Here is a 24,782-nt window from a genome sequence, read left to right on the forward strand (position 1 = left end):
CCCGAAGCGTCGTCCGGCCTGACTTGTGGCCCTGTCGCGCCTGCCTGCGCGCCGGTACTAATGAAGTAACGCGCGGCCGTGCCCGCAAGGAATCGCTCGATGTCTCCGCCACGAATCGCAATCGGCCCGATCATCTGCGTGCTCGCGGTCCTGGCGCTGCTGCTGGCCGTGGGTGGCACCTTCGTCGGCTCCGGGCTGATGTCGATGATCCGCTACGACGCGGATGTGGCCAATCACCAGCGCATCATCGACGCCTACGATCGCTATTGGCGCGATACCCAGCGACCGCCCGAGACACTGGCGGATCTGGTCGCCGCGAACTACCTGCCGTTACGCTCGCGCAACTACGCGTCGCCCGAGTTCCCCGCCCCCGAACTCGATTACCGCGACAGCGTGTACGAACTGGTGCCGTCGCAAGCTCACGAGTGTCGCGTGCAAGGTTTCTGCGTGCGACGCGTTGCCGGCCGCGAACAAGGCTTCAGCAGCCGTTACGTCCAAGCGAGCCGGCCTGCCCCGGGCGAGTGCGGCCGTGAATTTTGCAAGGATGCGTCCGATATCCCGGCCGTTGGCCGGTAGCGGCCTGAACAGACCCGCGGCAGTCGCTGCCCGCGATCAGGTCCGCGGCTGATCCAGCACGACCTCGCGGCTGAGCGGGTCGACCCGCACCTTCACCGTCGCGCCGGGTACGATCTGCGCCACCCGGACCGGGCTCAAGGCCGCCACGATCTCGGCGACGAACCCTTCCACGCCGTCGGCGGCGGCGATCTGCAAGCGCAGCCGCACCAACAGATAAATGGCGTCGATGCGTCCGCCGGTATCGGCCGCATCGAGCACCTGCGCGGTCGTCGCCACTCCCTCGCGGTGCAGACGTTGCTCGAGCGCAACATTGGAGACCTTGTCGATGACCCGTCTTTGCAGCTTCATGATCGCGAACGCGCCAACCGGGATCGCGATCAGCGGCACGGCGACGATCAATGCGATCAGCACGATCAACAACATGGTCATGGTGCGGCGCGGTCGCGCGAGTGGCCCGGGGGACGCCGAGCATACGCAAGCCAGGCCTCGACCGCCAAAAACCATGCACCGAAGCCCGACAGCTAATGGCTTGCCCACGCCTGCCCGCCGCATCGGATGGACATCGCCATGCGCCGCCGAATGTACATAATGAAACAAGTCGCTCGCGACCCTTCTCGCCACGGCCGGCGTCGCACTACGCAAACGAGAACGCAGACATTTTCATCTCGACATCAGTGGCCATCATATCCGTAACTCCAAGATGACCTGCGGATGAAAAATGCAAGCGTCGACTTGCACGCATTTTCAGAAACGGCAAGCGCGTTTCACACCTGCTATCACACATCACGAATTTCCCTTAAAACAAGGGACATTTCAGCCGATCCAACAACCGTATTCACGCCGCGATAACAACGTCGATTCTGTGATCGAGCACATCGGTTAATGCGATACACATCGCTACTTCGAGCAACAAATGACCCGAATCGTTGACCGACCTGACAACAGGACGTAACACTGTGTTGGCAACGTGCAGCAACGCAACAACACGCACCACAGCGGCTCGCTCACTAACTAAAAAAATAGCGAACCGTTTCGCCACACCCGTCCGCACCGTCCGAATCCAGTGCGCGACCACCCTTCTCGTGACACGGAGCAAGTCGATTGAAGAATTCCAACCTGCGACGCGTGGGATACCGCTTACGTCCGGTTCCACCTGGTCCGACTCCGCCCGCCTTCCCGTCCGCGCCATCGGTCGCGCGGCCGCAAGCACGCATCCACGCAAGCAGCATCCGCACCGCGCCGCAGCGCTGTCCAGGATGACCCGCGGGCGATAACGCGGCGCTGGCGGATTCGCATCGAAATCCCACGCCCCGTTCGACGCCCTGGATCCCGTCAGTCGGCCGATGGTTTGCGTTTGCGCACGCCACGGGCGCGTTCGCGGCTGCGAACTGGACGCGCCCTGCCTCCGCGCCCATCTCCGCGGATCGCCGGAGCATGCGCGGGCAGCGCCTTGATCGCGAAGCAACGGCGGCGCCGCGGTGATTCGGCGGGCGCATGGCACAGCGACGCCGCGTCCGCATCGCCGATGAGCCAGGCCGCGCCCGCGCGCCGATCGCGATCCTGACGCGTGTTGCAACTCCCGCACTTTCCGTACTCGACCCGAACCGAGACAGCGCATCATGACTCTGCTCAATCTTCACGGTCGCAAGACCCTGCCTACCCGGGGCCAGCCCTGGAACGAATTGCAGGTCGCCATGTCGGACCTGCGCGGCGACGATCCCGACTGGCGCTACGGTCCGCCCTTGAATGTGTACTACGCCGGCGAGGACGTGCTCGACGTCGCCCGCCGCGCCTACGCCATGTTCATCTGCGAGGATGCGATGGCACCGGCGGCGTTTCCCAGCCTACGCCGGATGCAGGACGACATCATCGCGATCTCGCTGTCGCTGCTCGGCGGCGGCGACGACGCGGTCGGCACGATGACCAGCGGCGGCACCGAGAGCATCATGCTCGCGGTACGCAGCGCGCATCGTGCGTTCCGCGCGCGCCATCCCGGGGTGCGTCGCCCGCATCTGCTGTTGCCGTCCAGCGCGCATCCGGCCTACGACAAGGCCGCCGATCTGATGGGCGTGGATGTGGTGCGGGTGTCGATCGGCGGCGACTACCGCGCCAGCGTCGACGTGCTGGCGCAGTGCATTTCCTTGGAAACCATGATGATGGTCGCCTCGGCGCCGTCGCTGCCGTTCGGCGCCATCGACCCGGTCGAGGACATCGCCCGGCTCGCGCGCGAGTACGAGGTGTGGCTGCACGTGGACGCCTGCATCGGCGGCTTCCTCGCTCCGCACGTGGCGCGCTTCCTCCCCGGACTGCCGCGTTTCGACCTGAGCATTCCCGGCGTGCGTTCGCTGTCGGCCGACCTGCACAAGTTCGGCTACGCCGCCAAGGGCGCGTCGGTGCTGCTGTACGCCGACGCCGAGGATCAGGAGTATCAGCATTTCGAATACTTCGATTGGCCCAAGGGCGTCTACCGCACCGACACCCTGAGCGGCACGCGTCCGGGCGGCGCGGTCGCCGCGGCCTGGGCGGTGCTGCATTACCTGGGCGAGTCGGGCTATCGCGCCCTGGCCCAGCGGGTGATGCACATCCGCGATCGTTACATCGAAGGGATCGAACGCATTCCCGGATTGCATCTGCTCGGCGCACCGCACCTGAGCGTGATCGCATTCGGCTCCGACGAGTACGACATCCACCTGATCGGCGACGCGATGCAGGCACGCGGCTGGCCGGTCGGCCGCCTGTCCAACCCGGCCGCCTTGCATATGACCCTGACCCCGGGCCACGACCAGAGCATGGACGCTTACCTGAGCGACCTGGAGCGCGCCGTGCACCAACGCGAACGCGGCGCGCTGCGTTCGCAATCGCGGACTGTGGTCGCGGATTGAAATGCCGGCCGCGCTGGATCATGCGTCCTCGACCCGTTATCCAACACCGTCGCAACCCACCTTTCACGCCCCCTGTCAGGAGCAGCACATGAGCAATCCCTTCGAAGACCCCAACGGCACGTTCCTGGTTCTGGTCAACGACGAGAACCAGCATTCGCTATGGCCCGAATTCGCCGAAATCCCGGCCGGCTGGCGCAGCGTCCACGGCCCGGCGGTACGCCAGACTTGCCTGGACTACATCGAAAAGAACTGGACGGACATGCGTCCGTTGAGCCTGATCAAGGCGATGGAGCAGCACGGCGGTTGAGAGCGCGATCGCTCTGGCTCGTCATCCCCGCGAAGGCGGGGATCCATAGACTTCAGAGTCATGCCGCGGTGAAGCCATGGATCCCCGCCTTCGCGGGGATGACGGCTTTGGGAGTTCGTCGGTATCGAGTTAAACGGAAATCCGCCGATCGGCGTATCCACCTACTCGTCATTCCCGCGAACGCGGGCTCCGCTTTACTTCGGCGAAGCCGAACATCCAGTGACTTTTCCATCCGGATGCGATGTGGCTTGGGGTGGCGACGCATCGCAGCAATGCTTGTGTCACTTCTGAACGAGAGACACTGGATTCCCGCGTTCGCGGGAATGACGATGACAATTGACGACGCAACTTGATCCCGGCGCTGAGCATCTTGGCAAAGGCAATAGTGCCCAACAACCGGATCAACGCATCTTGATCAATGCGCCTTGTCTAAACCGAGATGGGAGCAATCCCACCGCCACATCAACTACGAATATTCAAAGCCCGGTTAACGCCCAGCGCCGCCATCGTGCAAACCGCGCCCGACAGCAGGTACACGCCGACGAACCCCAGCCCGAAGTGCGCGCACAATCCCAGCGCCACCAGCGGCGCGAACGCGGCGCCGATCAACCACGCCAAGTCCGAGGTCAACGCCGCGCCGGTGTAGCGGTATTTCGAACCGAAGTTCGCGGTCACCGAACCGGCGGCCTGGCCGTACGACAAGCCCAGCAGCACGAAGCCGATCAGGATGAAAACGTCCTGGCCCAATTCACCCGAACCCAGCAAGGTCGGCGCGAAACCGCTGAACATCGCGATCGCCGCGGCCAACGCGGCCAAGGTGCGCGGACGGCCGAAGCGGTCGGCGATCCAGCCCGACGCCACTACCGCGACCGCGGCCAGACACGCGCCGACGATCTGCACGACCAGGAACTGGCTCACCGACTGGTCCGAGTACAGCAAGATCCACGACAGCGGAAAGATCGTCACGATGTGGAACAGCGCATAGCTGGCCAGCGCGGCGAACGCGCCGATCACCACGTGCCGGCCCTTGGCCTGGAACAGTTCCAGCACCGGCGTGGGTTCGAGTTCGTGCTCGCCCAACTCGCGCGCGTACTCGTGGGTCACGACCAGACGCAGGCGCGCGAACAGCGCGACCACGTTGATCGCGAACGCGGCGAAGAACGGATAACGCCAGCCCCAGTCGAGGAAGTCGGCGCGCGGCAGGCTGGTGTTGAGATAAGCGAACAACGCGGCGGCGATGATGAAGCCGACCGGCGCGCCGAGCTGACCGAGCATCGCGTACCAGCCGCGGCGTTCCTTCGGCGCATTGAGCGCGAGCAGCGACGGCAGGCCGTCCCAGGATCCGCCGAGCGCGATGCCCTGGCCAATCCGGAACAGCGACAACAGCACGATCGACAACGAGCCGACGGTACCGAAACTCGGCAGGAACGCGATGCCGGCGGTGCAGGTCCCGAGCAGAAACAAGGCGATGGTGAGCTTGGTGCTGCGATCCCAGCGGCGCTGGATCCACATGAACGTGACCGTGCCGATCGGCCGCGCGATGAACGCCAGCGAGAAGATCGCAAACGACCACAGCGTGCCTTCGAGCTTGCCCAGGAACGGGAAGAAGATCGACGGGAACACCAGCACCGAGGCGATGCCGTAGACGAAGAAGTCGAAGTACTCCGAGGCGCGGCCGATCACCACGCCGACCGCGATGTCGCCCGGCGCCACTTCGGCATGCGAACCGGTGTCGTGGACCGACACGGTCTGGGAGGAATCCGGGTTTGCGAGATTTGGCGTATGCATCGTCGAGTCGGCTTGCGGTGCTTGGAGCGATCGGACCTGCGGTGTTTGCTGATGCAGGCGGATACGTTCAGTTATGGCGGGAATCGGGAATCGGGAATCGGGAATCGGGAATCGGGAATAGCGTAGCGCGCTGCATCTGCAAAATACGCAAATAACCCGAAGCAACGCAGTTATCAGGCCTTGCGATCCTCACCTAACGTCATTCCCGCGAACGCGGGCTCAGCTTTACTTCGGCGGAGCCGAACATCCAGTGACTTCAGGCGCTCTCGCACGAAAGGCCCTGGATTCCCGCGTTCGCGGGAATGACGTCCTGGTGGGCGACGCGACATCGGGCGGATCATTCATCAACCCTCCACACCACCCAGCACGACACCACCCAACACAATCCCACCCATTCCCGGGAACGCCGCTAGCTTCCCACCACCCGGCCGGCGCTGCCATAGGACAAAACGTCCAATCGTCGTCACAGTCTCGCGGCTCTACAGTGCGCCCATCGCCGCCCTGCCGCGGCTTCGCTCGTGCGACGCGCCGCCCCGATGACCATGGTCAAATCTCTGTCAAACCGCCTGCTTTCGCGCCGCCCGCTCCGTGCTGGCGCGCCCCGCCGCGGCCCGCGCTCAAGCGACACGCCCGCCAACAGGACGTTTCTGACCAGGGCGTTGCGTCCGCTGCTCGCCATCGCCGCGCTGGCCCTGCTCGCCGGCTGCAACACCCTGGTGCTGAATCCGCCCGGCGACGTGGCGGCGCAGCAAGGCGATCTTATCGTGGTGTCGACCGTGCTGATGCTGTTGATCATCGTGCCGGTGATCGGGCTGACACTGTTCTTCGCTTGGCGCTACCGCGCCTCCAACAAGAGCGCGACCTACAAGCCCGACTGGGACCATTCGACCCAGCTCGAGCTGCTGATCTGGGCCGCGCCGCTGCTGATCATCATCGTGCTCGGCGCGATCACCTGGGTCAGCACCCACACCCTCGATCCGTATCGCCCGCTGCACCGCGTCGCCGCCGGCCGCCCGGTCCCGGCCGACGTCAAGCCGCTGGTGGTCGAAGTGGTCGCGCTCGACTGGAAATGGCTGTTCCTCTATCCGGAACAGAACATCGCCACGGTCAACGAACTGGCCGCGCCGGTCGATCGGCCGATCCATTTCAAGATCACCGCCTCGACCGTGATGAACTCGTTCTACATCCCCGCCCTGGCCGGTCAGATCTACGCCATGCCGGGCATGGAAACCCAGTTGCACGCGGTGATGAATTCACCGGGCAACTACGAAGGTTTCTCGGCGAACTACAGCGGCGCCGGTTTCTCCGGCATGCGCTTCCGTTTTCACGGCATGGACCAGGCCGGCTTCGACCAATGGGTCGCGCAGAACCGCGCCAGCGGCAACACCCTGCAGCGCGCCGACTATCTCAAGCTCGAACTGCCCAGCGAAAAAGAACCGGTGCGTCGCTACGGCGCGGTCGCGCCGGGCCTGTACAAGGCGATCCTCAACCGCTGCGTCGACTCGTCGAAGATGTGCATGGACGAGATGATGATGATCGACGCCAGCGGCGGCCTGGGCCTCAACACCAATGCGCTGGCGCCGCGACGCAAGGGCGACCTGCGCGGCGGCCCGGTGGTGACCTCGGCGATGTGCGTGACCGAACCGACGACCACGCCGAACTGGGGTGTCGCCTCGCTGGCGCCGTGATCGCGGCGCATCGCACTGTCGAACCGATCGCAACGAATCGAATTCAAGCAAGGCGCGCAGACCGCGCGCCGAGTCCGTGAGCGGACTTCCGGAGTTGAAGATGTCTGACCAATCCAACCTCACCCAGTCGATCTTCGGCCGGCTCAGCTGGGATTCGATCCCGCTGCACGAGCCGATCCTGATCGCCACCTTCGCCATGGTCGTGCTCGGCGGCCTGGCCGTGCTCGCGCTGATCACCCGCTACAAGCTGTGGGGCTATCTGTGGAAGGAATGGTTCACCAGCATCGATCACAAGAAGATCGGCATCATGTACATGGTGCTGGGCCTGGTGATGCTGCTGCGCGGCTTCGCCGACGCGCTGATGATGCGCCTGCAGCAGGCGATGGCGTTCGGCGATAACGCCGGCTATCTGCCGCCGGAACACTACGACCAGATCTTCACCGCCCACGGCGTGATCATGATCTTCTTCGTCGCCATGCCGCTGGTCACCGGTTTCATGAACTACCTGGTGCCGCTGCAGATCGGCGCGCGCGACGTCGCCTTTCCCTTCCTCAACAACTTCAGCTTCTGGATGACCGCCTGCGGCGCCGGGCTGGTGATGCTGTCGCTGTTCGTCGGCGAGTTCGCCAAGACCGGCTGGCTGGCGTATCCGCCGCTGTCGGGCATCGCCTACAGCCCCGGGGTCGGGGTCGATTACTACATATGGGCGTTGCAGATAGCCGGCGTCGGCACCTTGCTATCGGGCATCAACCTGATCGCGACCATCGTCAAGATGCGCGCGCCCGGCATGACCATGATGCGCATGCCGGTGTTCACCTGGACCTCGCTGTGCACCAACGTGCTGATCGTCGCCGCGTTCCCGGTGCTGACCGCGGTGCTGCTGCTGTTGTCGCTGGACCGCTACGCCGGCACCAACTTCTTCACGAACGATCTCGGCGGCAACCCGATGATGTACGTGAACCTGATCTGGATCTGGGGCCATCCGGAGGTCTACATCCTGATCCTGCCGTGCTTCGGCATCTTCTCCGAGATCGTCTCGACCTTCAGCGGCAAGCGCCTGTTCGGCTACGCCTCGATGGTCTACGCGACCGTGGTCATCACGATCCTGTCGTACCTGGTGTGGCTGCACCACTTCTTCACCATGGGCTCGGGCGCCAGCGTCAACTCGTTCTTCGGCATCACCACGATGATCATCTCGATCCCCACGGGCGCGAAGATCTTCAACTGGCTGTTCACCATGTACCGCGGCCGCATCCGCTTCGAAGTGCCGATGCTGTGGACGATCGGCTTCATGGTCACCTTCACCATCGGCGGCATGACCGGCGTGCTGCTGGCGGTGCCGCCGGCCGACTTCGTCCTGCACAACAGCCTGTTCCTGATCGCCCACTTCCATAACGTGATCATCGGCGGCGTGCTGTTCGGCCTGTTCGCCGGCATCAACTTCTGGTGGCCCAAGGCGTTCGGCTTCAAGCTCGATGCGTTCTGGGGCAAGTGCTCGTTCTGGTTCTGGATTACTGGCTTCTTCTTCGCCTTCATGCCGCTGTATGTGCTCGGCCTGATGGGCGTGACCCGCCGCGTCAACCACTTCGAAGATCCGTCCTTGCAGATCTGGTTCATCATCGCCGCGTTCGGCGCGGTGCTGATCGCGCTGGGCATCGCCAGCATGCTGATCCAGTTCGTTGTTAGCATCCGCCGCCGCCACGAGCTGCGCGACGAGACCGGCGATCCGTGGCAGGGCCGCACCCTGGAATGGTCGACCTCCTCGCCGCCGCCGGACTACAACTTCGCCTTCACCCCGGTGGTCCACGACAACGACGCCTGGCACGACATGAAGCAGCGCGGTTATCAGCGTCCGCAGTCGGGTTTCCTCGACGTGCACATGCCCAAGAACACCGCCGCCGGCCTGGTCATCGCCGTGCTCAGCACGATCTGCGCGTTCGGCCTGATCTGGCAGATGTGGCTGTTCGCCGGCGTGGCCTTCGCCGCCATGCTGATCGCCGCGATCGTGCACACCTTCAACTACAAGCGCGACTACCACATCCCCGCGGCCGAAGTGACGGCCACCGAGGACAAGTACACGCAGCAACTGGCCGCCGCCCATGTCTGACGCACACGCCATCGCCACCCACACCGCCGACGGACGTCCGGTCTTCTTCGACGCCCAGGGCCGGCATCATCCGCACAACGGCACCCTGCTCGGGTTCTGGCTGTACCTGATGAGCGACTGCCTGGTGTTCGCCTGCCTGTTCGCGGTCTACGGCGTGCTCGGTCGCAGCTACGCGGCCGGTCCGTCCGGCGCGGATCTGTTCGATCTGCAACTGGTCGCGATCAACACCTCGATGCTGCTGCTGTCGTCGATCACCTACGGCTTCGCCATGATCTCGATGAAGCGGCGCAAGCTGGCCGCGGTGCAGGGCTGGCTGGCGATCACCGGCGTGTTCGGCCTGGCCTTCATCGGCCTGGAACTGTACGAGTTCGCGCATCTGATCCATGAAGGCGCCGGCCCGCAGCGCAGCGCGTTCCTGTCCTCGTTCTTCGCCCTGGTCGGCACCCACGGCCTGCACGTCACCTTCGGCATCGTCTGGCTGGTGACCTTGATGGCGCAGCTCGGCAAACACGGCCTGACCGTGGAAAACCGCCGCCGCCTGATGTGCCTGTCGATGTTCTGGCATTTCCTCGACGTCGTGTGGATCGGCGTCTTCACCTTCGTTTACCTGATGGGAGTGCTGCCGTGAGCCACCCGGTCGCCCCGCAACACCACGACAACGATCATGCGCACGACGGCGCGCACGGCCACGACAGCGCGCACGACGACGGCGACGATTACCACGGCACCGTCGGCGGCTATGCAATCGGCTTCGTGCTGTCGCTGATCCTCACCGCGATCCCGTTCTGGCTGGTGATGGCCAAGGTGATCCCGAGCTCGGGCATGACCGCGTTCGTGGTGCTGGCCTTCGCGGTCGTGCAGATCGTCGTGCACATGGTCTACTTCCTGCACATGAACACTAAGTCGGAGGGCGGCTGGAACATGCTCGCGCTGATCTTCACCCTGGTGCTGGTGGTGATCATGCTGGCCGGCTCGCTGTGGGTGATGCATCACCTCAACACCAACATGATGCCGATGCCGCACGATATGCGGAATATGCCTTGATTCGGGATTCGGGATTCGGGAATCGGGAATCGGGAATCGGGAATCGGGGGATTGTGCTTTTGCTCGTCATTCCCGCGAAAGCGGGAATCCAGGGCTTCACCGAGGCATGACTCTGAAGTCTCTGGATCCCCGCCTTCGCGGGGATGACGAGCGATAAATTAGGTAGCGGAATTTCGCTTTTGCTCGTCATTCCCGCGAACGCGGGCTCTGCTTCACTTCGGCGGAGCCGAACATCCAATGACTTTGACGGCACTTGCACGAAAGTCGCTGGATTCCCGCGTTCGCGGGAATGCTCGCACGAAAGTCGCTGGATTCCCGCGTTCGCGGGAATGACGGTAAAAGCGGTACGACTCTGAAGTCTCTGGATCCCCGCCTTCGCGGGGATGACGAGCGAAAAGGATGGTGACCGAAGTGGTATCACCCTGAAGTCGAGCAACACCGAACGCCCCCACCGGCGATTCACGAAGAGGCCCCGAGCATGACCGCGCCCCCGACCAAGCCCCCGCGCAGCCGCTTCGCCCTGGCGGCCGTGTCGTTGCTCTTCCTCGCCGCCTTCCTGGGCCTGATCGCCCTGGGCGTCTGGCAAATCCAGCGTCGCGCCTGGAAACTCGATCTGATCCAGCGCGTCGACGCACGCGTACACGCCCCGCCCGGCGCCGCGCCCGGCCCGGCCGACTGGGCCACCGTCAGCGCCGATCGCGACGAGTACAAGCACGTCCAGCTCGAAGGCCAGTACCTTCCGGTCGCGGCCACGCGCGTGCAAGCCGTGACCGAACTCGGCCCCGGTTTCTGGCTGCTGCAACCGTTCCAGACCACGAGCGGCGACATCGTCCTGATCAACCGCGGCTTCGCGCCGAACGAACGCAAGGCCGCCGAAGCCGGCGAAGCGCCCGCCGACACCCGCGTCGCCGGCCTGCTGCGCCTGAGCGAGCCCGGCGGCGGTTTCCTGCGCAAGAACGCGCCGGCGCAAGATCGCTGGTACTCGCGCGACGTGCAGGCCATCGCGGCCAAGCTCGGCCTGAACAAGCTTGGCCTGAAACAGGTCGCGCCCTACTTCATCGACGCCGATCGCAGCGCGCCGCTGCCGAGCGACCCCACGGTCGAGCCGAGCTGGCCGGTCGGCGGGCTGACGGTGATAAAGTTTCCGAACAGCCACCTGTCCTACGCATTGACCTGGTTCGCGCTGGCGCTGATGGTGGTGTTCGCCGCCTGGCGCGTATACCTGGAAGAGCGCCGTCGGCGAAGTCGCCACGGCGCCTAGAACCGAGCTGGAATCAAGCCGCAATCGAACTGGAACCGAAGCCGTAACGATTCGATCCGATCGCCGTCAGCGTCGTCGCCCGCACCGCTCCGAATTACCTCGCCTCGCCCCGCACCACCCCGCTTCCGCTACCGGCCCACACACCATGCAGGACAGCCCCATTACCGGCCCCGCTCCTGGCATGGCCCCGTTGACCGCCTCGCAGGACGGCACCGGGGTCAAGAACATGCACCAGCTGATCCAGCTGCGCTGGATCGCGGTGATCGGCCAGGTCGCGACCATCGTGTTCGTGCATTTCGGTTTCGGCATCCGCCTGCCGCTGATGCCGATGGCGATCGTCCTGGCCTGCCTGGCCGCGTTCAACCTGGTCAGCATGCTGCGCTGGCGGCATCGCGAGGAAGTCACCAACGGCGCGCTGTTCCTCGCCTTGCTGGTCGACGTGCTGACCCTGACCGCGCAGTTGTACCTCAGCGGAGGCGCGGCCAATCCGTTCGTGTTCCTGTACCTGCTGCAGGTGGTGCTGGCCGCGGTGCTGCTGCGCTCGTGGGCGAGCTGGGCGGTGGTGTTCGTGACCAGCGCCTGCTTCATCGCCCTGACCACGTTCGCAGGCCCGGTGGTGATCCCGGCCGACCCGACCCGCGGCCTCGCCGATCCCTACGTGCAGGGCATGCTGCTGTGCTTCGTGCTCAACGCGACCTTGCTGGTGGTGTTCATCACCCGCATCGGCCGGATCCTGCGCGCGCGCGACGCGCGCCTGGCCGACCTGCGCCAGCGCGCCGCCGAGGAAGAACACATCGTGCGCATGGGCCTGCTGGCGTCCGGCGCCGCGCACGAACTCGGCACGCCGCTGGCGACCTTGTCGGTGATCCTCGGCGACTGGCGCCACATGCCGCCGTTCACCCAGCAGCCCGAACTGCTGCAGGAACTCGACGAAATGCAGACCCAGTTGCACCGCTGCAAGAGCATCGTCACCGGCATCCTGCTGTCGGCCGGCGAAACCCGCGGCGAGGCGCCCGAGGAAACCACCGTCGCGGCGTTTCTGGACGACCTGGTCGGCGAATGGCGCAGCACCCGTCCGGTGCGCGGATTCGACTACCAGAACAGCTTCGGCGAGGATGCGGTCATCATTTCCGATTCCGGCCTCAAGCAGATGATCTGCAACGTGCTCGACAACGCGCTGGAAGCCTCGCCCGGCTGGGTCGGGTTGGAAGCTTGGCGCGACGAGGACAGGCTGGTGCTGCGGGTCAGCGACGCCGGCCCGGGTTTCGCCCCGGCGATGCTGTCGCACTTCGGCAAGCCGTATCAATCCAGCAAGGGCCGCCCGGGCGGAGGCCTGGGCCTGTTCCTGTCGCTCAACGTGGTCCGCCAGCTCGGCGGCAGCATCGCGGCGCGCAATCGCGAACCCAGCGGCGCGGTGGTGACCATGAGCCTGCCGCTGTCGTCCTTGAGCGTAAGCGAGGCCGAGCATGAATGAGCACGACGACACCGATGTCCCCCTCGACGAAGACGCGCTCGACGGCGACGACGCGCGCCGCCTGCTGATCGTCGAGGACGACGCCGCGTTCGCGCGCACCCTGACCCGTTCGTTCGAACGCCGCGGCTACATCGTGCACAACGCGACCCATCTGGCCGACGTGGAAAAACTGCTGGAAACCCATAGCCCCGGCTATGCGGTGGTCGACCTGAAACTGGCCGGCGGCGACTCCGGCCTGACCTGCGTGCAGGCGCTGCACGAGCACGACCCGGACATGCTGATCGTGGTGCTGACCGGTTACGCCAGCATCGCCACCGCGGTCGAAGCGATCAAGCTCGGCGCCTGCCATTACCTGGCCAAGCCGTCCAACACCGACGACATCGAAGCCGCGTTCGGCCGCGCCGCCGGCGACGCCACGGTGGAACTGACCGAGCGCCAGACCTCGATCAAGACCCTGGAATGGGAACGCATCCACGAGATGCTCGCCGCCACCGACTTCAACATTTCCGAGACCGCGCGCCGGCTCGGCATGCACCGGCGTACGCTGGCGCGCAAGCTCGGCAAGCATCGGGTCAAGTAATTGCGTCGACGCGCGGCCGATTCGCTTCGCCTTCGTCGCACTGCCTGAAGAACGATCGAGCCGCGCCGGGCTGGATTGCGGCCTTCGGCGGTCGCCTCAAATAAACCCATGCTCCGACGCCAGCCGCGTCAGCCCGACGTGACTGCGCGCGCCGAGCTTTTCCATCGCCTTGGCCCGCAGGGCGCGCACCGTCGCCTGCGACATTTTCAGGAATCTCGCGATGCCGCGGACATCGCGGCCCTGCAGGCGCATGTGGATCACCATCAACTCGCGCGCGCTCAGGCGATCGAACGGCGAACGCGCCACCAGGCTCGTCGATCCCGGCAGCGCTTCGTCCAGATAACGGCGTCCCCGCGCCACCTCGCGCACCGCCTCCAATACCCGGCTCGGCGGCGACGACTTCGACACGAAACCCATCGCGCCGGCCGCCAGCAACATCCGCGACACCGGCCCGCGTTCGCGCATCGACACCACCAGCACGCGAAAGGTCGGATCGAAATCCAGCAACTTGCGCGTGACCGTCAATCCATCGCTCGTGCCCAGATCGAAATCGCTGACGACCACGTCCGGCGCCGAGAACGGAATCATCCGCAACGCCATGTCGACGTCGCTCGCCTCGCCGATCACCTTGACGTCGCCATCGCCTTCGATCATCAGGCGCAGCGCCATGCGCGCGAGCGAATGATCATCGACCATGAACACATGAATCATGCCGGCCAGCCTTCCCTGTGAAGTCGAGCATTAATCCGAACCGCGACAATCCGACCCGCGCCGAAGCGGTCGAACGGGACCTCGCGCCCGCTCGTCCGCCCAGCTTGCAACCACCGCATCCATTTCACCATCGGACAAGGACCGCCAACGCACGGTGAAGCCGTGTCGCCGGGACCGCTACTCGAAGTTGCGATACGCGGCGCTCCTTGGACGACTTCATCGCGCAGTCAGCCGGACCCGATCCGAGGATTGCACGCGGCGAGCATATCAATTCCACACAAAATCAATCCAGCTGCAGGCAGATGTCTACAACAACCTGAAAATAGAGGAAAAAACCGGCTTCAGGATTGATTTCGCGCCCCTCATCTGGTTTCTATTGTGAAACGCAGGACGCCGCAGCAAGCAAGCACGAATCCACAGGACCGTGGATTTATTACCAGGGGGAGCCACCGCATGAACGTTCAGCCGCCGCGTACCGCATCGCACGCGCGTTCACCGCAAACCGCCGCCTCGCCGGCCCGATTACGCGCCCGCGCCGCCGCATCCACCGCCGTCATCCTGGCCGGCCTGCTCGCCGCCACGCCGACGCGCGCGCAGATGGTCGTCAACGACCCGCCGGCGCTGGTCGCGCACGTCCAGAACATCGCCAAGAACGTGATCGAGTTCGGCAAGCAGGCCGAACGCTGGAGCGCGACGGCGAACCACTACAAACAACAGCTGGTCAAGCTGCAGAAGTTGCAGATCAGCAATTCACAGATGGTCGACGACTTCCCCGAGCGCCCCAGCAACTACGGCATGGAAGACCGCTGCCCCGGTTCCAGCGGCGGCCTGGACGGCTTGCGCGGCCAGTTCAGCCCGCAGATGGACGGCGACATCGTCAAGCAGCAACTGGCCCTGTGCCAGCGCGCCGTGCTCGCCGAGAACGCCAAGTACAACGACTCGGTGCGCATGCTCAAGCTGCTGATCCGGCGCAACAACGAGTTCGGCAACATCGACAGCCAACGCGACAGTGTCGGCGATAGCCAGGGCGCGCTGGCCGCCAACGACAACGAAGCCCAGCGCTTCATGATCCGCACCCAGATGGACCTGGACTACTGGCAGGCCCGCATGCGCGCCTACGACGACTACATCCTGGCGCTGCAGAACGATCAGTCCCGCCTCGCCCGTCGCGCATTGGAGGGCCGCAAGGACGGCAGCGGCATCGGCCGGGTGATCGGCACCGACTCGATCAAGAGCGCGTTCTCGTTCTGATCCCGGCGATCGCCCCTTTGCACGCTCGAAGGAACGGCTCATGGATGCACTGCTCAGCCTGCACGACTGGCTCAACCCGCATGCTCAGGGGGTCGGCGATTTCGCCTTCTTCAAACTGATCAGCGAATACTTCGACCACAAGATCGACCAGTTCGGCCTGCGCCTGATGGCGCGGATGATGCGCTGGGTCGGCGCCATCGCCCTGACCCTGGTGACCTTGTGGGTGATGATCGCCGGCTACCGCATGGCCACCGGCCAGTCGCGCGACTCGATGATGGGCATGGTCGTCGGCATGGCCAAGATCGCGGTCATCATCACCGTCGCCACCAGCATGTCCTGGGGCGGCACCAACCTGCACCGCTTCGTCACCGTCGACCTGGATCGCGAGATCCACTCGCTGTTCGTCGGCACCGCTCAAAACAGCAGCGACGCGATCGACAAGAACCTCGCCTTCATGCAGGTCGCGCTGAGCGCGATAGACGCGGTGCAGGTGCCCGACAAGGACCCGGCGCTGCAGCGCAAGAAAGAGCAGGCCCTGCTGTTCGCCGGCATCGGCACCGCCAGCCCGCCGATGGCGGCCGGCGCGATGCAGTTGCTGTTCAAGTTCTCGATCGCCCTGTCGATCGGCTTGGCGCCGTTGTTCATCCTGTGCCTGATCTTCGAACAGACCAAGGACCTGTTCCGGCGATGGCTGCTCTACACCATCGGCACGCTGTTCTCGATGTCGCTGCTGAGCGTGGTGACCGGATGGGTGATGGAACTGATGGCGAAGATCGCGGTGCTGTTGTGGGTCAACAAGGCCTTGAACGGCATCCTGGGCAGCGCCGCTGAAGGAATGACCACGCAGGCGATGTTCCAGGGCGGGATCGGCTTGCTGATGACGGTGTTGATCGTGACCGCCCCGCCGTTGGCGGCGGCTTATTTCCAGGGGACGCTGGGGAACTTCATGTCGTATTCGGCGTTTGCTGGGAAGGAGCAAGGGAAAGATAAGAACACAGATGCGGTAGCACCTACGACACAAACACGAGAATCAACCCCAAACCCAAAAGCCGGCGTTTCGTCTGAGACGTATGCAGATCGCGCCCCTGGCAACAGCACGTCATCTCCAAAAGATGAGATCAAGGGCAACCCCCGAAACAAATAATGTGGAGACACCTGATGAGAGGCCACCTGATTTTCGGAATCTTTCTGATATGCACCAGCCCTTCAGCACTTGCTGAAGGAGCATGTCCCCCGGGGCATTACCAGACGACGCCCGCAGGGCCCCAAGGACCGATTGGCTGTGCTCCTATCCCTGAAAGCAGTAGATCGAAAGTAACATGGCTTGATAGATGGGGAGCTATTTCAACAGACAGTAACGGCAACTGGGGAATTGTTTCGGAAAAGCCGAGCAAAAAAATTGCTCGAAAAATGGCTATTGATGAGTGTCATAAAAGGGGTGGATCGAACTGCAAAATAGCGCTGATTTATGTAAATCAATGCTCAGCCGTGGTCGCACATAAGGGTGCTAGCGGAGTCGCGCGAGCACCCACGGTGGAAGACGCTATCGAAGACGCCACATCCACTTGCAACAAGATAAATAACGGACAGCGATGTGGCGTCTACTACTCAGGTTGCAGCCTACCTGTGAAAGTCGGCGGGTGACTGATTCAGATGCGATCGCCCCCAAGCATTACTCGACCGGATAGCAGTATTTCCTAACCGTGAAGGCATCCCAATGCGACTGTTACGCATAAAAACCGTTCTATTCCTGATATTTGTCACGGGGTGCTCGGCACCCAGCCATGCCGACAAACCCGCCGCAGCCGCACCTAGGCAGCAAACATCGCAGACCCAGAACAGCTCGAAAAAACTAGAAGCGCCAGCCGTTCAATCGATGGATGCCGACGCGTGCGGAAACAGCGATCAAGATTTCGACAACTTCTTCAATGCCTACATCTACCGACCGGAACTTCGATCCCAGTACACGTCGCCCAACATTGAAATCCGCCAGTTTTCAGACAAGAACAAAAAAATTGGCGTAGAAACCAAAGAGCAGAACAAACCGTTCAAAATTGGTTTGATCGACTATCGCTGGTCCTACGTCACCCCAAACGAAAAAGCAGAAAAATTCGACAAGATAGAAATAAAAATTCATCGTGTAGACGAAACCATGCAAGTTGACTTCATAAGAGGTCATTACACAAACGATGACACGCTAACAGAAACATACGGCGCTAAAGGCGCATACGTGTTTGAGCGTAAGAACAATTGTTGGCAACTGACACAAGAGTTGCGCTGAAACATTCACAAGGAGCCGTGAGATGCCAAAGTACACCATGGTCGAGTCCATCGACGCGAAAAACACCATCAATGACATCCACGATTACGAAGACATCGAACGCCACCATCCCAGCAGAGGAAATGAAAAGGGGCGTGTCTATGGAACGGTCAATGGTGAGCGCGAGGAACTGCTTGGAAACTACAATGGCACTGCGCATGTTACGCGTGACAACGACTACTTCGTATCCAAAGACCTCATCCTCAACGATGGCAAGAACGTACCTGTGCCGGCCGTGGCGAATGGCTACATCGGCGCGATCGACCCAAAAAATGGGATCGTTGAGATCTACGATCGACCCAGCACCGATCCGAATAGAGAGCTGATCGCCAAATATCGTCATCTCGATCTCAGCAACACTCAGCTAAAGCCGGATATGCCGATCGAATATGGGCAGCCGTTAGCACCGCAAGGAGGCTACAACAACGGAAATCCCAAGGCGTTCGGAGCTCACGTCCACATAGACATAAATACGCAGTACCTGCCGCAAATGGAACGCTATGTCCGCGACATAGACAACGGTACGATCACGACAGATACACGCCCGCCCCACTCAGAAAATCTAACTGGCGAAGCCACTGTCACCAATTTATCCAACGATCGCCGTCAGGTCTATCCGGGTAGCGGAGGTAGCACCACTCCCGCAGCACCTATGGCCGACGGCGTACTCAGCCTACGCGACAATGGCCAGGAAGTGCGCGAACTGCAAACGCGCTTAAATGAACTTGGCTACACCGATGCGAGCGGCCAGCCCCTGCGCGCAGATGGCGATTTTGGTCAAAAAACCAAAGAAGCCGTCAAAGCCTTTCAGCAAGATCATGACGGCTTGACCGTCGATGGCATCGCCGGCTCCAACACGCTCGACGCACTGAAGACTGCTACTCCAAAAGATCCCGCGCAAGAAGCGCCTACTCCGACGCAGCCAGCATCAGAACAGCCGCCGTCGTCAAGCCAACCCGCCCAACCGGTCAAGGAAGGTCATGCGCCAGCGCAAGCAGCCAACGGCCCCTTGCTTTCAGACCCGAACCACCCAGATCACGGCCTGTACCAACAGGCGCTGGCCGGCATCGAAAAACTCGGCCCCGAGGCAGGCTTCAAGGATCAAGCCGAACGCGAGCGCGCCGCGGCCACCTTGACGTACGAAGCCAAGGTCAGCGGCCTGACCAAGATCGATCACGTCGTCCCGAACGCCAGCGGCACCGGCCTGTTCGCGGTGCAAGGCGCATTGAATGACCCGGCCCATCAACGCGTCTATGCCGACAAGGCCCAGGCGGTGCAGCAGCCGGTCGAGAAGACTACCGAACAGTTGAGTCAGGACCTTCCCAAGCACACCAATGCGCCGGCGCAGGCTAGCCAGGATCAGGTCAAGCCCATGACCGTCTAAGACGGTACGCAATGATTGCGGCTGCATACAGCGACAGCAAACGGTCCGATGCCCTTCGATCCGTTTGTTGTGCACGACTAGCCCAACCGGACCAAGGCAACCTGGCGATCGCTTTCGACTACAACTGATGCCCCGGGTGAACGCACGCTTATCCTCAAGATCGAGGACAAGCTCGCCGGGCACACGCTGAAACTGGCGCAAACGCTACACTTGCGCAAAGACGCGAGTCGCCAGCCGGATCGGTCCGCGCGTGCTGGATGGCGGCTCGATGCCATCGCACCGACGTCGCAGCGGCCGCATCCCAGGGGAATCCATCGTCAACGCCATCCATTACCGCGCCCGCCGTGGCCTCTTGCGGTCGACCGCGACACGGGCCACATGCTGAGCCTGATCGCCCGCCTATTGCTGCTCGCTGGCGTCGCGCTGCTGGCAGCCGGCTTTTATTACGACGGCGAACGGCCGGCGCCCGGCGCGTTGTCGCCGTCGGTGCTCCACGATCCGTTGCAGACCCCGACCGCCCTGCCCGCCTTCGCGGCGCAGGCGGGCGGCGTCGACTACGAGATCACCCCGGTCGCCGAGTACGACATTTCCGGCTTGATCGTCAGCTGGCACGATTCGGAAACCTGGTGGGATCGCGAGCACGAGCAGAGCCGCGACTATCTCAATGTCGCCGACCTGTGCATGGTCTGGGGCGCCAACGCCGCCGACGGCGCCTACGAGGCCATGAGTTTTTCCAACGGCCAGTGGGTCTGCTACATCAGCTACACCGACACGGACAAGGTCGGGCCGGCGCATGTGCGCGCGATTTCCAACAACCATATCCTGACCGACAACGAGGATGTCGCCCGGCAGATCCGCGGCCTCAAGGTCGGCGATCAGGTGCGCCTGCGCGGGCAGCTCGCCAGTTACAGCCATCATTCGGGCTTCGATTTCCAGCGCGGCACCTCGACCCACCGCGACGATCAGGGCAATGGCGCCTGCGAGACGCTGTTCGTGCGCGAGGTCCAGCTGTTGCAGGCCGCGCCCGCCTGGCCAAGCACCCTGCGCTGGTTCGGCGCGCTGTTGCTGCTCGCCGGCCTGATCGGTTGGTATCGCGCGCCGTTCGGCGAACGTCAACGCTAGCTTGAACGGTCGTGGGTCGCTCACGCCGGCTCACCGCCCGGCCGCCTCGATAGAGAAGACCGGGGCTCGATCGGCCGATGTTGCAAATCCGAACACCGGGCGGTGACCGCCCGGCCGCGGTCACCGCGTTGATCGTGCTGCAACACCCCGAAACGCATCGAACCGACCCTTCACCGGCCAGCCGTCACGGCTGCGCGGCGAGGTTCGGCGACGCCGCGCGGGGCGGACTGGCACGGACAGGGAGGCTGGCGATGGAAGTGCCGTGTTGGGCGGTGGTGCCGCTGGCGAACGCGACGGCCGAACGACGCGCGGTGCAGGCCGCGCTCGCCGACTGCGCGCATCTGCGATTGCTGCCCGATGGCTATCTGCAGACGGCCATACGCTGCGCCGACGGCATCGTGCTGGTATCGGGTTCCGATGACCTGGACGCGGTGCTCGAATGCATCGCCGCGATTCGTCGCGAACGCCCGCGCATGGCGATCGTGGTGAGCATGCGCGATGCCGATGAATTCGAACTCGACGCGGTGATCCGCGCCGGCGTCAGCGATTTCGTCTCGCTGCCCGCGACCTGCGCCGAATGGGGCGCGCGATTGCAACGCGCCGGCGCCGAGGCGATGTCGGCGTCCGATAAAACGTGTGCTGCGTCGGCGCCGGCCGAGTCCGCCGAATCGTCCGCGCTCGAACCACCGCCCGCGATCCGCGGTTTCGTCCACGCCAGCCCGGCCTGCGCGGCCATCGCCGCGCGTCTGCCGGTGGTGGCCGGTTGCGACGCCAGCGTGTTGATCGTCGGCGAGACCGGCACCGGCAAGGAGGTCTGCGCGCAGGCCATCCACTACTTGTCCAAGCGCGCCGACCGGCCGTGGGTGGCGGTGAATTGCGGCGCGATCCCGGTCGATCTGGTCGAAAACGAACTGTTCGGCCATGTCAAAGGCGCCTACACCAACGCCCACAGCGCCTGCACCGGCCTGGTGCGCGAGGCCGAGGGCGGCACCTTGTTTCTCGACGATGTCGACTGCCTGCCGCTGTCGGCGCAGGCCAAGCTGCTGCGCTTCCTGCAGGAGCGCGAGTACCGTCCGGTCGGTTCCAACACCGTGCATCGCGCCGACCTGCGGGTGATCGCGGCCAGCAACTGCAACCTGTGCGTGCTCGCGCAGAACGGCGGTTTTCGCCAGGACCTGTATTACCGGCTCAACGTGCTCAACCTGACCTTGCCGCCGCTGCGCCAGCGACGCGAGGACATCGCCTTGCTGGCGCGGCATTTCTCCGCGCATTTCTCGCGCGAGTTCGGCCGCCCCTACGGCCGCTGCGGACCGGCGTTCACGCCCGGCGCGATGGAACTGTTGCTGGCCCACGATTGGCCCGGCAATGTGCGCGAACTGCGCCATGTGATCGAACGCGCGGTGTTGCTCGCACGTGGTTCGATGCTGGCCCGAGAGGACATTCAGATCGATGGCGCGCGAGGTGGCGAGTCCGACGAAATCGCATTGGTATCGATCGCCGATACCGAACGCGCCTCGTTCCGCAGTGCCAAGCAGCGCGTGGTCGACGACTTCGAACGTGGCTATGTCGAACGCCTGCTGGCGGTGCATGGCGGCAATGTCACCCACGCCGCACTGGCGGCGAAGAAGGACCGTCGCGCGTTCTTCGAGTTGATGCGCAAGCATCGGATCGAACCGAGCCGGTTTCGGTCGTTCGAGCATGAGCCGGGGTAGAGGCTCAGGCTCGGGTCAGTCGCTCGGGCAAGTTTCGTTCTCCCTCATCCGCCCTGCGGGCACCTTCTCCCGCAAGCGGGAGAAGGGAATGACGTTGCCTCATCTCTTTGACTACTGAGCCCCTCTCCCGCATGCGGGAGAGGGGCTGGGGTGAGGGCTCGCGCTATAGCAGCCACGACGCAAACTATAGCCCGGCCCTCATCCGCCCTGCGGGCACCTTCTCCCGCTAGCGGGAGAAGGGAATGACGTTGCCTCATCCGCTTGACGACTAAGCCCCTCTCCCGCACGCGGGAGAGGGGTTGGGGTGAGGGCGCGCGCTATAGCAGCCACGACGCAACCTATCGCCCAGCCCCTCATCCGCCCTGCGGGCACCTTCTCCCGCATGTGGAACAAGGAAGCCGTCGCATCTTCGCTCGAAGTCCCGCTTCCCGGCAGCGTCGCGCCTTCCCCGGGACATATCGCGAATCTCCAATGCACGTCCGCCCCAGGACAAAACCATCCCGATGCCAGGACAAAGACATCCTGCCTCCAAACGCTTGCACTCCAGTCGCCACGCTCACCGCGCGTGACCGATTGCCGATTTCCGCCAGGACGAAAACATCCCACCCAGGTTGTCACGCGAAATATCCACGCGAACGATTTCAAGCATTTACCCACCGTAAAAAAGTTGGCACCGCTCTTGCAATGAATTACTCGCACAGAGGCAGGTTCGCGATGGATGACATCAACGCGGCATCAGCATGTGTCAGCAGCTTGGCCGGTTATCTGCGCGCCAATCCGCTCGCATGCGATACCGCCGAGGGCATCCGCCGCTGGTGGTTGCGAACCGAACACGAGGTCGCCATGAACGAGTTGCAGGACGCACTGGAGTGGATGAAGCGATGCGGCGCGATCGAAGAGATCGTCGCCGCCGACGGTCGCCGTCGTTATCGGCGGCTCGGCGACGACGCCCAGTTGGCCGCGCTGGCGCAGGCGCATCACTCGAATCAGGCGCGCGAGGACTGAGTGGCCAACTATCGCGCCATCGCCGCCACCAGCACGGCCCTCGCCGGCTTGCTGCGCGATCGTTATCCGCGCGAGGAATTCGGCGCGGGGCTGGACGTCAGCTTGTACCAGACCCGCGACTTCGAAAACCCGATGCAGGACGGCTTCTCGGTCTACCTGTTCCGCACCGCGATCAACGGCGCGGTGCGCAATCTCACCCTGCGCCGCTCGCCCGACGGCAAGCGTTTCCGCCCGTCGCTGCCGATCGACCTGTATTACATGATCACGCCGTGGGCGCAGGACACCGAGCGCCAGCTGCGCATGCTCGGCTGGGCCATGCGGCTGATGGAAGACACCGGCGTGCTCAGCGCGGGCCATCTCAACCACTATATGCCCGAGACCGACACCTTCGCCCCGCACGAGGCGGTCGAATTGATCTGCGACCCGTTGTCGCTGGCCGACTATCTGACCCTGTGGGACCGCCTGCGCCGCTTGCCGCCGTCGGCGACCTACGCGCTGCGCATGGTGTTGATCGATTCGGACGTGACCATCGAAGACGGTCCCGCAGTGCAGACCCGGCGCTTCCAGATGGAGACCGCGACATGAGTGCGGTCCTGCGCGAAGGCGAAGTCGTACAGCGCAACGCCGCGCTCGGCCTGCGCTTCTGGGACGTGGCCGCGGCGACGTCGCTGATCGACGGCTTGAAGGTAGAGGTGTATCCGCTCACCCGCCCGAATGCGCGCAAGCCGGCGCTGCCCAATCCCAGCGGCGTGTACGTCGCCCATCGCGTGGATGGTCTGGCGTCGTTCGAATTCGATTCGTCCTCCGACCCGTTACAAGCATGGAGCGACGCCGCCGCGGCCTCGCCGCCGCTGGGCGGCCGTTACCGCGTCGAAGTCAGCGATCCGCAAGGCCGCTATCTGCCGATCGCGTTCGATGCCGACCTGCCCGCGCGCGGCGTGTTGTCCTGGCTCGCGCCGTGGATGTCGCCGCCGCAGCCGATCGTCTGGCCGGGCGACGCCGCCTCGCCGCCGCTGCTGCTGATCGAACGCATCCCGCTGTTCTCCTCGCCCTCGCGCCCGCCGCCGCAACCGCTGGCGGTGGTCTACGCGCAGTTGCGCGAAGCCGGCAGCGGCCGCGTTCCGGCCTGGAGCCTGCTCGCGGTCGATATCGACGGCATGCGCTGCGGCCTGGGCATGGCCGATCGCGAAGGCCGGGTCGCGGTGATGTTCCCCTACCCCGAACCGCCGCGCGCCGTGTTGGCGTCGCCGCCGCAGGCGCGCAGCGATTTCCGCTGGACGCTGGAGCTGAGCGCGTACTGGTCGACGACCTCGCCGCCGCTCGATCCGATTCCGTCAATCCCCGATCTTGCCCACGTGCTCGGCCAACTGGTCGCGCCGTGCAGCGTGATCGATTCGCTGTCCTCGCCCGCGCCGCCGCGGCGACTGGATTACCGCCGGCCGTACCTGGCCAAGACCGAGGGCCAGAACGCGGCGGACGCGTCCTGGCTGTTGCTGTCCACCTGATGACTGCACGCCCGACCGCGCCGCGCCCGCGTGCCGCTTCGCATGCCGCTCTTGGCAAGGAGAAT

The 24,782-nt window shown here is 64.0% G+C and carries 23 protein-coding genes; 19 read left to right on the top strand and 4 right to left on the bottom strand.

Annotation, left to right across the window (positions count from 1 at the left end; translation table 11 throughout):
* Positions 1–138: 138 nt before the first annotated feature.
* The gene (locus ASD86_RS19485) at positions 139–576 is read left to right on the top strand and encodes a hypothetical protein (protein ID WP_157476872.1); all 438 of its coding nucleotides are present in this window, start codon (positions 139–141) and stop codon (positions 574–576) included.
* Between the two features lie 36 nt (positions 577–612).
* On the opposite strand, the gene ASD86_RS26960 is transcribed toward ASD86_RS19485, so the two are convergent.
* Positions 613–1,005 (bottom strand): hypothetical protein, encoded by a 393-nt coding sequence (locus ASD86_RS26960; RefSeq protein WP_157476874.1) that lies wholly within the window; start codon positions 1,003–1,005, stop codon positions 613–615.
* 406 nt (positions 1,006–1,411) lie between these two features.
* Positions 1,412–1,729, bottom strand: coding sequence for a hypothetical protein (locus tag ASD86_RS26965; protein WP_157476876.1), 318 nt, complete (start codon positions 1,727–1,729; stop codon positions 1,412–1,414).
* Positions 1,730–2,195: 466 nt separating this feature from the next.
* Between ASD86_RS26965 and ASD86_RS19495 the strand changes: the two genes are divergently transcribed.
* Complete coding sequence (locus ASD86_RS19495) at positions 2,196–3,458, top strand: aminotransferase class V-fold PLP-dependent enzyme (protein ID WP_056114488.1); 1,263 nt, start codon at positions 2,196–2,198, stop codon at positions 3,456–3,458.
* Positions 3,459–3,546: 88 nt separating this feature from the next.
* The gene (locus tag ASD86_RS19500) at positions 3,547–3,765 is read left to right on the top strand and encodes an MbtH family protein (RefSeq protein WP_056114490.1); all 219 of its coding nucleotides are present in this window, start codon (positions 3,547–3,549) and stop codon (positions 3,763–3,765) included.
* A 462-nt stretch (positions 3,766–4,227) separates the two neighbouring features.
* Here ASD86_RS19500 and ASD86_RS19505 read toward each other — a convergent pair whose 3' ends face one another.
* On the bottom strand, positions 4,228–5,553 hold the full coding sequence (locus tag ASD86_RS19505) for an MFS transporter (RefSeq protein ID WP_082578518.1): 1,326 nt from the start codon (positions 5,551–5,553) through the stop codon (positions 4,228–4,230).
* A gap of 659 nt (positions 5,554–6,212) precedes the next feature.
* On the opposite strand from ASD86_RS19505, the gene cyoA reads away from it, so the two are divergent.
* The 7 genes from cyoA to ASD86_RS19540 all read left to right on the top strand — a co-directional run bounded on the left by cyoA (position 6,213) and on the right by ASD86_RS19540 (position 13,707).
* Entirely contained in the window at positions 6,213–7,241 is a 1,029-nt protein-coding gene (gene cyoA, locus ASD86_RS19510; protein ID WP_235567821.1) for a ubiquinol oxidase subunit II, read from the top strand.
* A gap of 100 nt (positions 7,242–7,341) precedes the next feature.
* Positions 7,342–9,348 (top strand): cytochrome o ubiquinol oxidase subunit I, encoded by a 2,007-nt coding sequence (gene cyoB / locus ASD86_RS19515; RefSeq protein ID WP_157476878.1) that lies wholly within the window; start codon positions 7,342–7,344, stop codon positions 9,346–9,348.
* Entirely contained in the window at positions 9,341–9,976 is a 636-nt protein-coding gene (gene cyoC / locus ASD86_RS19520; RefSeq protein WP_056114498.1) for a cytochrome o ubiquinol oxidase subunit III, read from the top strand. The genes cyoB and cyoC overlap by 8 nt, the downstream gene beginning before the upstream one ends.
* Entirely contained in the window at positions 9,973–10,392 is a 420-nt protein-coding gene (cyoD, locus tag ASD86_RS19525; RefSeq protein WP_056114501.1) for a cytochrome o ubiquinol oxidase subunit IV, read from the top strand. Before cyoC ends, cyoD begins: the two co-directional genes overlap by 4 nt.
* Before the next feature lie 478 nt (positions 10,393–10,870).
* Entirely contained in the window at positions 10,871–11,653 is a 783-nt protein-coding gene (locus ASD86_RS19530) for an SURF1 family protein (protein ID WP_056114504.1), read from the top strand.
* Between the two features lie 181 nt (positions 11,654–11,834).
* Positions 11,835–13,127, top strand: a complete 1,293-nt coding sequence (locus tag ASD86_RS19535; protein WP_235567823.1) for an ATP-binding protein — start codon at positions 11,835–11,837, stop codon at positions 13,125–13,127.
* Positions 13,120–13,707 (top strand): response regulator transcription factor, encoded by a 588-nt coding sequence (locus tag ASD86_RS19540; RefSeq protein WP_082578519.1) that lies wholly within the window; start codon positions 13,120–13,122, stop codon positions 13,705–13,707. Before ASD86_RS19535 ends, ASD86_RS19540 begins: the two co-directional genes overlap by 8 nt.
* A 96-nt stretch (positions 13,708–13,803) precedes the next feature.
* Here the strand turns inward: ASD86_RS19540 and ASD86_RS19545 are convergent, their stop codons facing one another.
* Positions 13,804–14,418 (bottom strand): response regulator transcription factor, encoded by a 615-nt coding sequence (locus tag ASD86_RS19545; protein WP_056114511.1) that lies wholly within the window; start codon positions 14,416–14,418, stop codon positions 13,804–13,806.
* Between the two features lie 453 nt (positions 14,419–14,871).
* On the opposite strand from ASD86_RS19545, the gene ASD86_RS19550 reads away from it, so the two are divergent.
* From ASD86_RS19550 to ASD86_RS19595, 9 genes are all read left to right on the top strand, one after another.
* On the top strand, positions 14,872–15,669 hold the full coding sequence (locus tag ASD86_RS19550) for a hypothetical protein (protein WP_235567824.1): 798 nt from the start codon (positions 14,872–14,874) through the stop codon (positions 15,667–15,669).
* 40 nt (positions 15,670–15,709) lie between these two features.
* Positions 15,710–16,813 carry a type IV secretion system protein gene (locus ASD86_RS19555; protein ID WP_056114514.1) on the top strand — a complete coding sequence of 368 codons (1,104 nt, stop codon included), beginning with the start codon at positions 15,710–15,712 and terminating at the stop codon, positions 16,811–16,813.
* Between the two features lie 573 nt (positions 16,814–17,386).
* Positions 17,387–17,950: a hypothetical protein gene (locus ASD86_RS26125; RefSeq protein ID WP_157476880.1), complete on the top strand. Its 564-nt coding sequence runs from the start codon at positions 17,387–17,389 to the stop codon at positions 17,948–17,950.
* 22 nt (positions 17,951–17,972) lie between these two features.
* Positions 17,973–19,373, top strand: a complete 1,401-nt coding sequence (locus ASD86_RS26130) for a peptidoglycan-binding protein (RefSeq protein ID WP_082578522.1) — start codon at positions 17,973–17,975, stop codon at positions 19,371–19,373.
* A 378-nt stretch (positions 19,374–19,751) separates the two neighbouring features.
* A complete protein-coding gene (locus ASD86_RS19575; protein ID WP_056114526.1) occupies positions 19,752–20,495 on the top strand; it encodes a hypothetical protein in 744 nt (247 codons plus the stop codon).
* A 251-nt stretch (positions 20,496–20,746) separates the two neighbouring features.
* Entirely contained in the window at positions 20,747–22,207 is a 1,461-nt protein-coding gene (locus tag ASD86_RS19580) for a sigma-54 dependent transcriptional regulator (protein WP_056114529.1), read from the top strand.
* Between the two features lie 714 nt (positions 22,208–22,921).
* The gene (locus tag ASD86_RS19585) at positions 22,922–23,212 is read left to right on the top strand and encodes a hypothetical protein (protein ID WP_056114532.1); all 291 of its coding nucleotides are present in this window, start codon (positions 22,922–22,924) and stop codon (positions 23,210–23,212) included.
* Positions 23,213–23,797, top strand: coding sequence for a DUF4255 domain-containing protein (locus ASD86_RS19590; RefSeq protein WP_036107360.1), 585 nt, complete (start codon positions 23,213–23,215; stop codon positions 23,795–23,797).
* Positions 23,794–24,717 (top strand): hypothetical protein, encoded by a 924-nt coding sequence (locus tag ASD86_RS19595; RefSeq protein ID WP_056114535.1) that lies wholly within the window; start codon positions 23,794–23,796, stop codon positions 24,715–24,717. Before ASD86_RS19590 ends, ASD86_RS19595 begins: the two co-directional genes overlap by 4 nt.
* The last annotated feature ends 65 nt before the right edge of the window (positions 24,718–24,782 follow it).

It is taken from the genome of Lysobacter sp. Root690, from assembly GCF_001427785.1.
Taxonomy (GTDB): Bacteria; Pseudomonadota; Gammaproteobacteria; order Xanthomonadales; family Xanthomonadaceae; genus Lysobacter.

Coding starts and splice junctions, on each gene's coding strand:
- ASD86_RS19545 (WP_056114511.1), bottom strand. CDS start 14,418: ATGATTCATGTGTTCATGGTCGATGATCATTCGCTCGCGCGCATGGCG.
- ASD86_RS19505 (WP_082578518.1), bottom strand. CDS start 5,553: ATGCATACGCCAAATCTCGCAAACCCGGATTCCTCCCAGACCGTGTCG.
- ASD86_RS19575 (WP_056114526.1), top strand. CDS start 19,752: ATGCTGAGCCTGATCGCCCGCCTATTGCTGCTCGCTGGCGTCGCGCTG.
- ASD86_RS26960 (WP_157476874.1), bottom strand. CDS start 1,005: ATGACCATGTTGTTGATCGTGCTGATCGCATTGATCGTCGCCGTGCCG.
- ASD86_RS19580 (WP_056114529.1), top strand. CDS start 20,747: ATGGAAGTGCCGTGTTGGGCGGTGGTGCCGCTGGCGAACGCGACGGCC.
- ASD86_RS19585 (WP_056114532.1), top strand. CDS start 22,922: ATGGATGACATCAACGCGGCATCAGCATGTGTCAGCAGCTTGGCCGGT.
- ASD86_RS19530 (WP_056114504.1), top strand. CDS start 10,871: ATGACCGCGCCCCCGACCAAGCCCCCGCGCAGCCGCTTCGCCCTGGCG.
- ASD86_RS26130 (WP_082578522.1), top strand. CDS start 17,973: ATGCCAAAGTACACCATGGTCGAGTCCATCGACGCGAAAAACACCATC.
- cyoC (WP_056114498.1), top strand. CDS start 9,341: ATGTCTGACGCACACGCCATCGCCACCCACACCGCCGACGGACGTCCG.
- ASD86_RS19540 (WP_082578519.1), top strand. CDS start 13,120: ATGAATGAGCACGACGACACCGATGTCCCCCTCGACGAAGACGCGCTC.
- ASD86_RS19500 (WP_056114490.1), top strand. CDS start 3,547: ATGAGCAATCCCTTCGAAGACCCCAACGGCACGTTCCTGGTTCTGGTC.
- ASD86_RS19595 (WP_056114535.1), top strand. CDS start 23,794: ATGAGTGCGGTCCTGCGCGAAGGCGAAGTCGTACAGCGCAACGCCGCG.
- ASD86_RS19535 (WP_235567823.1), top strand. CDS start 11,835: ATGGCCCCGTTGACCGCCTCGCAGGACGGCACCGGGGTCAAGAACATG.
- ASD86_RS19550 (WP_235567824.1), top strand. CDS start 14,872: ATGAACGTTCAGCCGCCGCGTACCGCATCGCACGCGCGTTCACCGCAA.
- ASD86_RS26125 (WP_157476880.1), top strand. CDS start 17,387: ATGCGACTGTTACGCATAAAAACCGTTCTATTCCTGATATTTGTCACG.
- ASD86_RS19495 (WP_056114488.1), top strand. CDS start 2,196: ATGACTCTGCTCAATCTTCACGGTCGCAAGACCCTGCCTACCCGGGGC.
- ASD86_RS19555 (WP_056114514.1), top strand. CDS start 15,710: ATGGATGCACTGCTCAGCCTGCACGACTGGCTCAACCCGCATGCTCAG.
- cyoB (WP_157476878.1), top strand. CDS start 7,342: ATGTCTGACCAATCCAACCTCACCCAGTCGATCTTCGGCCGGCTCAGC.